The organism is Microbulbifer elongatus (assembly GCF_021165935.1).
Lineage (GTDB): Bacteria > Pseudomonadota > Gammaproteobacteria > Pseudomonadales > Cellvibrionaceae > Microbulbifer > Microbulbifer elongatus.
This window is the reverse complement of record NZ_CP088953.1, coordinates 4,008,612-4,021,323: the sequence shown is the minus strand read 5'-3', so window position 1 is coordinate 4,021,323 and position 12,712 is coordinate 4,008,612. Positions and strand designations below refer to the sequence as shown.

At 56.9% G+C, this 12,712-nt stretch carries 10 protein-coding genes; 6 read left to right on the top strand and 4 right to left on the bottom strand.

Going from position 1 to position 12,712, the window contains the following annotated elements; genetic code table 11:
- Positions 1-200: 200 nt before the first annotated feature.
- The 6 genes from dapB to greA all read left to right on the top strand — a co-directional run bounded on the left by dapB (position 201) and on the right by greA (position 8,728).
- Positions 201-1,010 (top strand): 4-hydroxy-tetrahydrodipicolinate reductase, encoded by an 810-nt coding sequence (gene dapB / locus LRR79_RS16540; protein ID WP_231758257.1) that lies wholly within the window; start codon positions 201-203, stop codon positions 1,008-1,010.
- A 27-nt stretch (positions 1,011-1,037) separates the two neighbouring features.
- Complete coding sequence (gene rimK / locus LRR79_RS16530) at positions 1,038-2,438, top strand: 30S ribosomal protein S6--L-glutamate ligase (protein WP_439651606.1); 1,401 nt, start codon at positions 1,038-1,040, stop codon at positions 2,436-2,438.
- 146 nt (positions 2,439-2,584) lie between these two features.
- A complete protein-coding gene (locus LRR79_RS16525) occupies positions 2,585-3,178 on the top strand; it encodes a YfiR family protein (protein ID WP_231758256.1) in 594 nt (197 codons plus the stop codon).
- 492 nt (positions 3,179-3,670) lie between these two features.
- Positions 3,671-4,807: a glutamine-hydrolyzing carbamoyl-phosphate synthase small subunit gene (carA, locus tag LRR79_RS16520; RefSeq protein ID WP_231760050.1), complete on the top strand. Its 1,137-nt coding sequence runs from the start codon at positions 3,671-3,673 to the stop codon at positions 4,805-4,807.
- 69 nt (positions 4,808-4,876) lie between these two features.
- A complete protein-coding gene (carB, locus tag LRR79_RS16515; RefSeq protein WP_231758255.1) occupies positions 4,877-8,107 on the top strand; it encodes a carbamoyl-phosphate synthase large subunit in 3,231 nt (1,076 codons plus the stop codon).
- Between the two features lie 144 nt (positions 8,108-8,251).
- A complete protein-coding gene (greA, locus tag LRR79_RS16510; protein WP_043319088.1) occupies positions 8,252-8,728 on the top strand; it encodes a transcription elongation factor GreA in 477 nt (158 codons plus the stop codon).
- Positions 8,729-8,813: 85 nt separating this feature from the next.
- Here the strand turns inward: greA and LRR79_RS16505 are convergent, their stop codons facing one another.
- The 4 genes from LRR79_RS16505 to LRR79_RS16490 all read right to left on the bottom strand — a co-directional run bounded on the left by LRR79_RS16505 (position 8,814) and on the right by LRR79_RS16490 (position 12,648).
- Positions 8,814-9,686, bottom strand: coding sequence for a hypothetical protein (locus LRR79_RS16505; protein WP_231758254.1), 873 nt, complete (start codon positions 9,684-9,686; stop codon positions 8,814-8,816).
- Between the two features lie 102 nt (positions 9,687-9,788).
- On the bottom strand, positions 9,789-10,676 hold the full coding sequence (locus LRR79_RS16500; RefSeq protein ID WP_231758253.1) for a hypothetical protein: 888 nt from the start codon (positions 10,674-10,676) through the stop codon (positions 9,789-9,791).
- Positions 10,677-11,186: 510 nt separating this feature from the next.
- Positions 11,187-12,125 (bottom strand): hypothetical protein, encoded by a 939-nt coding sequence (locus tag LRR79_RS16495; protein ID WP_231758252.1) that lies wholly within the window; start codon positions 12,123-12,125, stop codon positions 11,187-11,189.
- Positions 12,118-12,648 carry a hypothetical protein gene (locus tag LRR79_RS16490; protein WP_231758251.1) on the bottom strand — a complete coding sequence of 177 codons (531 nt, stop codon included), beginning with the start codon at positions 12,646-12,648 and terminating at the stop codon, positions 12,118-12,120. Before LRR79_RS16490 ends, LRR79_RS16495 begins: the two co-directional genes overlap by 8 nt.
- Positions 12,649-12,712 lie beyond the last annotated feature (64 nt).

Sequence of the window (12,712 nt, the reverse complement as noted above, 5' to 3'; positions counted from 1 at the left end):
TGGTGTCACAAGGTGAACTCCCGGGTCAGTTCTCTGTTAGGTTTGGTGGCGGGGTATTCGAGTGCGCCTGGCGATACCGTGCATTTTGGTAGGGCGCGCTGAAAAACCGGGGTAGAATCCGCCGCTTTCGCCCGTGGGGCCTGAACCGCATCATCCGGGTGAGTGGAAAAAACCTCGGCAAAGCAGGAGAGTGAGGGAATATGGCAGTAAACATTGCGATCACAGGTTTTGGCGGCCGGATGGGCCGGGTACTGGCAGAGGCGGTGTCCTATGCGGAGCAGGAAGGCAAGGCCCGGCTGAGCGGTGCCATTGTGCGCCCGGGGTCGAGCCTGGTCGGGGCGGATGCCGGGGAAGTGGCGGGGCTCGGCCGCAATGGCCTGGCCATTGTCGACAGTCTGGAACAGACGGAATTTGATGTGTTGATCGACTTCACGTCGCCCCGGGCGACCCTGGCCAATGCCGCCTATTGCGCAGAGCACCACAAGGCGATTGTGATTGGTACCACCGGGTTTACCCCGGAGGAGCGCGCGCAGATGCTGAGTGCGGGGGATAAAACGCCGCTGTGTTTCGCGACCAATTTTTCCACCGGTGTGAATCTGTGCTTTAACTTACTGGAAACTGCGGCGCGGGTGCTGGGCGACGACGTGGATATCGAAATCGTCGAGGCGCACCACCGCCACAAAGTGGATGCGCCCTCCGGCACCGCACTCAGTATGGGTGAGGTGATTGCCGACACCCTGGGGCGCGACCTGTCCAAGGTTGCGGTATACGGTCGCGAAGGTCAGACCGGTGCCCGCGAGCGGGAGACCATCGGCTTTGCCACCGTGCGCGGTGGCGATGTGGTGGGGGAGCACACGGTGTCTTTTCTTGCCGATGGCGAGCGCATCGAAATTACCCACAAAGCCAGCAGTCGCCTGGCCTTCGCCCGCGGTGCCGTGCGCGCCGCGGTCTGGTTAACCGGCCGCGCAGCGGGCCAATACGATATGCGTGACGTACTGGCGCTGAAATAATTCGCCAATCTTTTCAGGAGTCTTTGCTTGGACAAGAAAATCATTGTTGGTAGTGAGGAATGGTGTGCATTCCCGGGTTTGGGGATTCCCGCCATCAAGGCGCGGGTGGATTCGGGAGCCAAGACCTCCTGTCTGCATGCCTACAACATCCAGCAATTTAACCGGGGTGGTGAGCCCTGGGTAAGCTTCGAGGCGCACCCGCTGCAGAATCTGCGCCGCCCGCGGGTGCGCTGTGAAGCGCGTGTGCTCGACCGCAGAACCATTCGCAGCTCTTCCGGCGATTCGGAAAAGCGCCTGGTGATCAAGACCAGTATCAGCATTGGCGGCAGTGTCTGGGATATCGAGTTGACCCTGACCAATCGCGACTCCATGGGATACCGCATGTTGCTGGGCCGCGAGGCGATGATGGGCCGCATGCTGGTGGATCCATCGGAGAGCTTCTGTCTGGGGGAAATCCCACCGAGCCAGATCGAAGAGTACTACCACGACGAGCACCATATGGCGGGCACCGGTCTGCGCATCGGGGTGCTCGCCTCCAACCCGGATCTGTACAGCAACCAGCGGATCATGGAAGCCGGTGCCGAGCGGGGGCACCGTATGACCTTCCTGAATATTCGCCAGTGCTATATGAAGTTGGACTCCGCGGACCCGGAAGTACATTACCGGGACGGACGCGTCCTGAATAATCTGGATGCGATCATTCCCCGTATCCGCCCGAGCATGACCTTCTATGGCTGTGCACTGACGCGACACTTCGAAAGCATGGGGGTGTACGCGCTCAATGGCGCCGCCGCCATCAGTCAGTCCCGGGACAAGCTCTACTCCCTGCAGCTGCTGCAGGAGGGCGGGCTGAATATTCCGATTTCCGGCTTCGCCAATTCACCCATGGATACCAATGAGCTGATTGAAATGGTCGGCGGTGCACCGTTGATCGTGAAACTGCTGGAAGGTACCCAGGGGCGCGGGGTGGTACTGGCGGAAACCCGCAAGGCGGCGGAGTCGGTGATCAATGCGTTCAAGTCACTGAAAGTGAACCTGCTGGTGCAGGAGTTTATCCGCGAGGCTCAGGGCAAGGACCTGCGTCTGTTTGTGGTGGATGGCAAGGTGTTTGCCGCGATTCAGCGGGAAGCGGCGCCGGGCGAATTCCGCGCCAATATTCACCAGGGTGGCACGGCATCTGTGGTGAAGATCCTGCCGGAAGAGCGCAAGCTGGCAATCAAGGCGGCGAAAACCCTGGGCCTCAAAGTGGCAGGGGTGGATATCATCCGCTCCAAGAAAGGGCCGCTGCTACTGGAGGTGAACTCCTCACCGGGCCTTGAGGGTATTGAGAGCGCCACCCGCAAGGACGTGGCGGGCTCCATGATCATGGCAATTGAGAAGGCCCTGAAATGGCGTCCGGCCATTCCGGTTGGGAATGAAGATGACTGAGTGACCAATCTGGCGCGGGCCGTGTGCGTTTTCTGGCGCCCGGCTCGCGCTTCCTGCGTGGTGGGGGTGGCCGGCCGAGACTAATCTTGGGGGAGCCCCGCCGCAAATTCGCCGGTGGGGCCAATATACGCGCCGGTGCCCCAGAGATGTATAACTTCCGTCCATTGATCAACCCGACACGCTCGGCCCGCGGTCGCCTGCTGTGCTGCAGCCTTCTTCTCAGTGTGCTTGCCCTCAGCCCCGCCCGTGCGGATTACCTCTCTGATACCGATCTGGGCCGCAAGGTCATGGTCGACTATATCGTGCACTTTGCCCACCACTTCCAGTGGCCCATTGAGGTGTTCAGCGGCTCCAACGCACCCTTCCGTATCTGCGTGATGGGGGACGATGCCCTGATGTCTCCACTGGGCGTGCGTTTTCATCGCCACCGTATTCAGGGGCGGATGGTCTCCCTGGAAACCGTGAACCACGGCGAGAATATGCGTGCGCGCAGTTGCCAGATTGTGGTGATGGGCGGTGAGCTGGGCAAAGAGCCCATGGCAAAGACCATTGGCGCGCTGGAATTTTTCCCGGTGCTGACGGTGAGTGATGTCAGTCGCTTCACATTGCTGGGGGGGATGGTGGAATTCTCCGGCAGTGGCGCCAATATGTCTCTGCAACTGAACAAGACCCGCCTTGACCGGGCAGAGCTCAAAATGGGTACCAGCCTGTTTCGCCTTACGCGCACCGCGACCCATTGACCCGCGCCGGGGCTGGCCGGTCGGCCCATGGATGTCCCGGTTTCTGGCGTAAATTTGTACTGGCGATCGCCGTTATTTTCCCGTAGAATCTGCGCCCGGCTTGGAAAGGTCCCACCGTAGTTTCCCCCGCCATTTGGCGTTCCCCAGTTCCTCTCGGGACCGGGGAGACAGGCAGCAGGGGCCGTGGCTTTCCAGCCCCGAATTGCGCCGGTGCTGGCGGATTTTTCCGCCCATTCAACCGTAAAAGCGGTTGCCGGCCACACCGTGAGAGCCCAGGTAAATGCCTCAGTGAGCGCCCGAGAAGAACTCTATAAATAAGCGAGATGAAGCAGAAGTTTCATCTCGCTTTTTTATAAAGGGCGCAGAGTAAAAAGTTGCAGCTGTAACTTCACTCGAAGCAGCACTGAAAGTGCCCCCTCTCACCCCGCCCGGAAGCTGTTCTGACGACTGGAGATTGAATTGAACAACGCCGTTCCCACGCCGGAATCCCTGATGCCCAGCACCACCCCGGCACTGTTGGTGCTCGCCGATGGCAGTGTCTTTCGCGGTCGCGCCATTGGCGCGGAAGGTTCAACCGTTGGTGAGGTGGTTTTCAACACCTCCATGACCGGTTATCAGGAAATTCTGACTGACCCGTCCTATGCCCGCCAGATCGTTACCCTCACTTACCCGCATATCGGCAACACCGGCACCAACGCCGAAGACGAAGAGTGCGCGGAAATCTGGTCTGCCGGTCTGGTGATTCGCGACCTGCCGCTGCTGGCTTCCAGCTTCCGCAACGAGCAGTCCCTCGAGGATTACCTGAAGGCGCGCAATATCGTCGGCATCGCCGATATCGATACCCGTCGCCTCACCCGCATCCTGCGTGACAAGGGTGCCCAGAGCGGCTGCATCGTTGCCGGCGACAATGTGGACGAAGCCGAAGCCCTGAAAAAGGCCCAGGAATTTGCCGGCCTCAAGGGAATGGACCTGGCGAAAGTGGTCTCCACCAAGGAGAAGTACGACTTCAACGAAGGCACCTGGGCGCTCGGCCAGGGCCACAAGCCGGCACCGGCGACCCAGCCGTTTAACGTGGTGGCCTACGACTACGGTGTAAAGCGCAATATCCTGCGCATGCTCGTGGATCGCGGTTGCAGTATTACGGTAGTGCCGGCGGAAACCCCGGCGTCCGAGGTGCTGGCAATGAATCCGGACGGTGTCTTCCTGTCCAACGGCCCCGGTGACCCCGAGCCCTGTGACTACGCCATCAAGGCGATCAAGGAAATTCTCGACGCGGGCCTGCCCACCTACGGTATCTGCCTGGGGCATCAGCTGCTGGGCCTGGCGGTGGGTGCCAAGTCTGCGAAAATGAAGTTCGGTCACCACGGCGGCAACCACCCGGTGCAGGACCTGAACTCCACCAAGGTAATGATCACCGCGCAGAACCACGGTTTTGCGGTGGATATGGACTCCCTGCCGGAAAATGTGGAAGTTACCCACACGTCTCTGTTCGACGGCACCCTGCAAGGCATCCGCCTGAAGGACAAGCCGGCGTTCAGTTTCCAGGGCCACCCGGAAGCGAGCCCGGGTCCACACGACGTGGCGCCGCTGTTCGACCAGTTTATCGAGATGATGGAAGCGCGCCGCTAAGCCGAAGCCTCCTCAAACGAAGACCAGAATTTTATCCACCGGCCGCGGCCGGCTAGATACGGAAGAAAGATGCCAAAACGCACAGACATTAAAAGCATTCTGATCATCGGCGCGGGCCCCATCGTCATCGGTCAGGCCTGTGAATTTGACTACTCCGGTGCCCAGGCCTGTAAGGCCCTGCGGGAAGAGGGGTTCCGGGTGATCCTGGTGAATTCCAACCCGGCCACCATCATGACCGACCCGGCCATGGCGGACGCCACTTACATCGAACCGGTGGAGTGGAAGACCGTTGCCAAGATCATCGAGAAAGAGCGCCCGGACGCGATCCTGCCCACCATGGGCGGGCAGACCGCACTGAACTGTGCGCTGGCGCTGGACAAGCACGGGGTGCTCAAGAAGTTCGGTTGTGAGTTGATCGGTGCGGACAAAGACGCCATCGAAAAAGCGGAAGACCGCGACCTGTTCGACAAGGCGATGAAGGCCATTGGCCTGGAAACCCCGCGCGCCAAGATCGTCCACTCCATGGAGGAAGCGAAAAAAGTACCGGAAGAGTTCGGCTTCCCGGTAATCATTCGCCCGTCCTTCACCATGGGCGGTTCCGGTGGTGGTGTGGCCTACAACTGGCCGGAATTTGAAGAGATCTGCAAACGCGGTCTCGACCTGTCGCCCACCAACGAGCTGCTGATCGACGAATCCCTGCTCGGCTGGAAAGAGTACGAGATGGAAGTTGTGCGTGACAAAAACGACAACTGCATCATCGTCTGTGCCATCGAGAACTTCGACCCCATGGGCGTGCACACCGGTGACTCCATTACCGTAGCTCCGGCCCAGACCCTCACCGACAAGGAATACCAGCTGATGCGGAATGCATCCATCGCGGTATTGCGCGAGATCGGTGTGGAAACCGGTGGCTCCAATGTGCAGTTCGGTATGGACCCGAAAACCGGCCGCATGGTGGTGATCGAGATGAACCCGCGGGTGTCCCGCTCCTCCGCACTGGCCTCCAAGGCCACCGGCTTCCCGATCGCCAAGGTTGCAGCCAAGCTGGCGGTGGGTTACACCCTGGACGAACTGCAGAACGACATTACCGGTGGTGCAACGCCTGCGTCCTTCGAGCCGTCCATCGATTATGTCGTTACCAAGATCCCGCGCTTCACCTTCGAGAAATTCGGTGAAGCGGATGCGCGCCTGACCACCCAGATGAAGTCTGTGGGTGAGGTGATGGCCATCGGGCGGAACTTTCAGGAGTCCCTGCAGAAAGCCCTGCGTGGCCTGGAAGTGGGCTCCTTTGGTTTCGAACCGAAGGTTGACCCGGCAGAAGCGGGCTCCATGGAGCGTCTGCGCCGCGAACTCTCGGTGCCCGGCGCTGAGCGTATCTGGTACGTGGGCGACGCCTTCCGTGTGGGCATGAGTATCGATGAGGTTTACGAACTGTCCGGTATCGACCCCTGGTTCCTGGTGCAGATCAAGGAGCTGATGGACATCGAAGAGCCGCTCAAGTCCATGCCCACCTCGGCGCTTACCAGTGAAACCATGCGCTATCTCAAGCGCAAAGGGTTTTCAGACAAGCGCCTGGCGGATCTATTGGGGGTGAGCCAGAAAACCGTGCGCGAATTCCGCCACAAGCTGGGTGTTTTCCCCGCGTACAAGCGCGTGGATACCTGTGCGGCAGAATTCGCCACCAGCACCGCTTACATGTACTCCACCTACGATGAGGAGTGTGAAGCGGAGCCCACGGACAAGAAAAAAATCATGGTACTCGGCGGCGGCCCCAACCGGATTGGCCAGGGTATCGAGTTTGACTATTGCTGTGTGCACGCGGCGCTGGCCATGCGTGAAGACGGGTACGAGACCATTATGGTCAACTGTAACCCGGAGACGGTATCCACCGATTACGACACTTCCGATCGCCTTTATTTCGAGCCGGTGACGCTGGAAGACGTGCTGGAAATCGTGCGCAAAGAAAAACCGGTGGGTGTCATCGTGCAGTTCGGTGGCCAGACCCCGCTGAACCTGGCGCGTTTCCTGGCCAACGAAGGTGTACCGATTATCGGGACCACCCCGGAACAGATCGACCGCGCGGAAGACCGTGAGCGCTTCCAGCAGATGATTATGCGCCTGGGGCTCAAGCAGCCGCAGAACGCCATCGTGCGCTCCGAGTTCGAAGCCATCCAGCGAGCGAAAGAAGTGGGCTACCCGCTGGTGGTGCGCCCGTCCTACGTACTGGGCGGCCGCGCCATGGAGATCGTCTACAAGGAAGACGAACTCAAGACCTACATGAAGGAAGCGGTGGAAGTCTCCGACGAAGCGCCGGTATTACTCGACCACTTCCTGCACTCGGCCATTGAGGTGGATATCGACGCGGTATCCGACGGCAAAGATGTGGTGATTGGCGCGATCATGCAGCACATCGAACAGTGTGGCGTGCACTCCGGTGACTCTGCCTGCTCCCTGCCGCCCTACAGCCTCCCGGCAGAGGTACAGGACTTGATGCGCGAGCAGGTCAAAGCCATGGCCCGAGAACTGGGCGTGGTTGGTCTGATGAATACCCAGCTGGCTTATCAGGACGGCGAGATCTATGTGATCGAGGTGAACCCGCGGGCATCCCGTACCGTACCGTTTGTGTCCAAGTGTATCGGTACCTCGCTCGCCAAGATCGCCGCGCGCTGTCAGTCCGGCATCAGCCTGAAAGAACAGGGCTTTACCGAGGAGATCGTGCCGGATTACTTCTCCGTCAAGGAGTCGGTCTTCCCGTTCAACAAGTTCCCGAAGGTGGACCCCATCCTCGGCCCGGAAATGAAATCCACCGGCGAGGTGATGGGCGTGGGCGAGAGCTTCGCCGAAGCCTTCGACAAAGGCCTGATCGGCGCTGGCGACGCACTGCCGGAATCCGGTAAGGTGTTTATCTCCGTGCGCGATGTGGACAAGCCCGGTGTGCTGGACGTGGCACGGGAACTGGTCGGCCTCGGTTTCGAGCTGGTGGCTACCCGCGGAACCGCCAAGGTCTTGCAAGAAGCGGATATTCCCGTTAAAACGGTAAACAAGATGAGCGAAGGGCGCCCGCATATCGTCGACGCCATCAAGAACGACGAAATTGCGCTGGTGGTGAATACCACCGAGGGCCGCCAGGCCATCCGCGATTCCGCCGATATCCGCCGCAGTGCGGAAAACCACCAGGTTTGCTACACCACCACCCTGGCAGCCGCGCGCGCCATGGCAATGTCGATGCAGATTGCTGAACCGCACAAGGTACGCAGCTTGCAGGAGTTGCACCAGCGTGTAGTACGTCTGCAGGACTGATCTGCGAGCCAATCAGCGCCTCTTTCTGGAGAGGTGCACCGGAAGAGCTCCGCCGTTTGGCGGAGCTTTTTCGTTAAAGAACAATATTAAACCATTGCGGCCGACACCCAGCGTCCGCGAAATACTGAAAATGTGGAGGTTCCCATGAACCGCGTACCCATGACCGTAGAAGGCGCAGAAGCACTGCGTGCCGAACTGGAAGACCTGAAGAAAGTACAGCGCCCGGCGGTTGTACAGGCGATTGCCGAAGCCCGTGAACACGGCGACCTGAAAGAAAACGCCGAGTACCACGCAGCCCGCGAGAAACAGGGCTTTATCGAAGGCCGTATTCAGGAAATCGAGGGTAAATTGTCTTTGGCTCAGGTGATCGATGTCAAAGCCATCGAGCCTTCCGGAAAAGTGATTTTCGGAACCACGGTGACCATCATCCATCTGGAAGACGACAGTGAAGTAACCTACAAGATTGTGGGTGACGACGAATCTGACGTGAAAAATAAGAAAATCTCGGTCAACTCCCCAATCGCCCGCGCGCTGATTGGTAAAGAGGAGGGGGACATTGTTGTTGTGAATACGCCTTCTGGTGCCATCGAATATGAGATTGATTCGGTAGAGCACATCTGACAGACAGCCTCGCACCAAAAAAAGGGCGGTCACATTGACCGCCCTTTTAATTTTCAGCAAACCTATCTCACGGTGACTACTCGAACTACTGCAGGATATTGGCTTGGTTTCCGATGCCGACCTGCGAGACGACCGCGGTGTTCGACGCGGAAATCTGGCTGATATAAGCATTGTTGAGTAGACCATTCTGGCTAATGGTGGCTGAGTTTCCGCCCAGTACACCAGCCTGAGAAATAACGGCCATGTTCGCAATACCATCTTGTGTCACCAAGGCAGTATTGAAATTCGACGTCTGTGTCACGCTGGCGAAGTTGGTAACACCATCCTGACTGATGTCAGCGTTGTTCCCTTGACCGGCCTGTGTGCTAATTGCGACGTTGTAAGTACCGTTTTGCAGAATATTGGCATAGTGCCCCATGCCGGTTTGCGTAATAAATGCCTGCTGTCCAATACCAAATTGGGTGATGTGCGCATCGGAGTCCTGAGCAGCAATCTGCCCGATGTTCCCGTTGTGCAATGAACCAAATTGGGTAATGGTCGCAAGATTATCGCTACCGGCAATCTGCAGAATGTTTGCGCTGTTGTTGTCGCCTACCTGAAAAATGTAGGCTTGGCTGTTGGTGGTATCAATCTGAAGTACGGTTCCCCAGTTGTCCACGCCCAATTGAAAAATAGCGTTGCTATTGTCCTGTCCGCCAATCTGTAAAGAGTAGGCGTCATTGAATAGCCCGAATTGGGTATGCTGGGTAATACTGCCGAATGAGGCCAGAACCGAGCTGCTTTGGTTGAGTCCCCCAGATTGTGTCTTGATAATGACACTGCCTTCCAGGCCCGTCTGATCGATGAGCGCTGCGTTGCCGAATCCTGCTTGTGTAAGGATGGCAACGTTGTCTGACGCTGAGGCTAAACCGCTCGTTGCCAATGCAGCAGCTAACGCACAATAGTGGAAAGCTTTCATTGGTAACCCCTCTACTGCCTACTTCAAAGGACGTTCAGGTGTATCCCGAACACCTGATGCAGTAACCGGCGGCCTTGCGGCCGCCGAAATATCATTCAGGAATTACTGAATGATTACACCAACGTTCGCCACACCGATCTGAGTGCCAACAGCAATGTTGTTGTCGCTGGACTGAGAAGTGAGGTGTACGTTCAGTGCGCCGCCCTGTGCAGTGAATGCGGCGTTGCCGTCACCAGTCTGCTCTACCAGTGCCAGGTTAAGAACACCAACCTGCAGGGTTGAAGCCAGGTTTCCGTCACCAGACTGATCGTGGTCGGCAAGGTTCAGAACGCCTACCTGAGTGATCATGGAGTCGTTACCGTTACCGGTTTGCAGTACGTTGGCCGCGTTCAGAACACCAAACTGGTTGGAAACCGAGGTGTTGCCGTTACCTTGCTGCAGGTGGTTGGCCAGGTTGGCGATGCCGAACTGGTTAGCAACGGCGGTGTTCCCCAGGCTTGCGGACTGGTTGATGTTGGCTTGGTTCAGCAGACCATCCTGGTTGATGGTGGCATTGTTAAACGCGGATTCATTCTGACCAATGTTACCGTCGTTCAGTACGCCTACCTGATTGATGGTTGCGTTGTTGAAAAATGAGTTGCTCTGGAAGGTAGTGGCGTTGTTGAGTACACCAACCTGATTGATAGTAGCGTTACTATCGATGCTGATAATGCCGTTTTGCAGAGAGAATGCGTTGTTCAGAGCACCAAACTGGAAGTGGTTGATATCGTTGAACGCGCTGATCAGACCAACCTGCAGAGCGGTAGACAGGTTAACAAAGCCCACTTGGGTTTGATAAACCTCGTTGAAACCACCAATCAACTCCAGCTGGGTAGAGGTTGCCAGGTTGAACGCGCCCACTTGGGTTTGAACTGCAATATTGTCGTCTGCGAAAACACTACCGCTGGTTACAAGTGCGATGGCAGCAGCGATACGGGAAAACGTCTTCATGAGTTGCTCCTTTACTTCGGACGTTAGAATCCAACCAGCCCCGAGGGCGGAACTGATCTTCAATGGTGCTGAAAGCAGCGCCATATTTCTTCTTGGGTAAATATCTGAACAGATTGCAGCTCCCTGCGGTTCATGCTCAGCGACCCGGCGAACGGAGGTGTACAGCGTGACACCTTTGTCACTTTTGCTGTTTAAATTTCAAACTCATTGTTTGGTTATCAATCTAAGTGTGCAAAAAGTGTTCACCTTGATATTGATTGTTGTCGTTTGGGGGGGCGGTCGCTATAGGAGGGAAGTCATGAAAGACTAGGAAGAAAGTACAGTTTTTAAGCAGCATTCATTCTGGTTAACGTGGTTTGATAACCGAAAGATAGCGATTTGGCGTGAACTGCCTCTTTTGGCGCGGTTTCCATTTCTCGGTAAATCCGGTTTTTCCCGGTGGGGAAAAAGCAATGAAACCCATGGGTGCGGAGACGCGAAGCGGTGGGCGGGGGGCGTAACGTCGTCAGATCAGTTTTTCAGTGAAACTGAATTTCCGTGTCCAAACTGCGTGATAATGGCGGTGGACGAGACCCCGGTCTGGGTAACCGAGGTCGCATTCAGATTGCCTACCTGATTGATAAGTGCCTGATGGCTCCCGCCGAGTCCGAAGGTACCTTTTTGTGAGACGGCAATCTGATTGAATGAGCCACTTTGAAAGGCACTGATACTGTTGTAATTATCTTCCTGGAGAAGGTCCACTTGGTTGGCGATACCTGACTGGATTATCTCCGCGTCCTGTAAAAGCCCGGATTGGTGTGTGCGGGAATTATTAAATGCGCCATTCTGGGACGTTGCAGAAAAGCTACCGCCGCCGGCCTGCTGAACCTCTGCAGAATTATCATTGCCTAATTGCTCGATATGGCTGCGCGTATGGATACTCTGATCTTGAGATACATCCGCCTGATTTATGGCGCCGCGCTGAAATGTCTGGGCTCGGTTCAGTATGCCGTTCGTCTGCTCCACCGACAGCGTGTTGCCGATGCCCAGCTGACGGCTGGTCGCGGAGTTGTCATAGCCGAACACCTGGATAATCTCGACGGTGTTTCGCCCGCCATACTGCTGTGTTGAAATCGTGTTGCTTACGCCGTACTCCTGCTGCGCACTGGAAGTATTCAGCGCACCGTCCTGGACCTGTACTATGGTGCTGCCGGTTTCGTCCTGTTGGATACCATCAGCACTATTCCCATTCCCCTCCTGAGTCTGTGAGAGGCTGTTACCTGTACTTGTACGGATGGGGGCGGATACCGCCTGAATATCAGCGAAGGAAGCCTGGTACTGAGTGTTTTCCCGGGTTTCTGCCACCGCTACGAATGGGAGTACCGTGCAACACAGCAGGCCCTGCAGGGCGCGGGACAAGCCATTGCTGGAGCTTCTTTGCCGTGCGCTGACGGAGATATGCTTAATCATACTGGTTGATCGTGGTAGTCATCGAAACCCCTGTTTGGGTAACCGCAGTGTGTAGCCCATTGCCTCTTTGGTTGATGGTGATCTGATGCGCCACGCCAATCTGCTCGACGGTTGCGGAGTTCTGGATACCGTACTGGGTTATACCCGCTTTGTGGGCGTAGCCAATCTGGTCCAGCAAGATCAGATTTTCATAGCCGGCCTGCAACAGAATGGCGACATTGCTTTCACCCTGCTGGCTGGTGATCATGCTATTACTCTTTCCCACCTGATCCAGGATCTGCAGGTTGCCGTAGCCCGATTGCTGGATCGAGAGGTAGTTTACGGTACCTGACTGGTCCGCGGCGACGTGGTTGAAATTACCTTCCTGCTGAATAACCGCCAGGTTCGCAGAAGACGCTGCAATGTAGACATCCAGTTCATTCGCTGCAGAAAGCTCGTGGACCAGTGAGAAATCGTCCGCACCGGCCTTCCCTGTAGTGAGCAACACCAGTATCGCAGGGAGGGCTTTTCGATACAGGGCCATGCACAGATCCATCGTCACCTCGAAATGTTTATGTTTATGTGTATGTGTATGTGTATGGATAGGG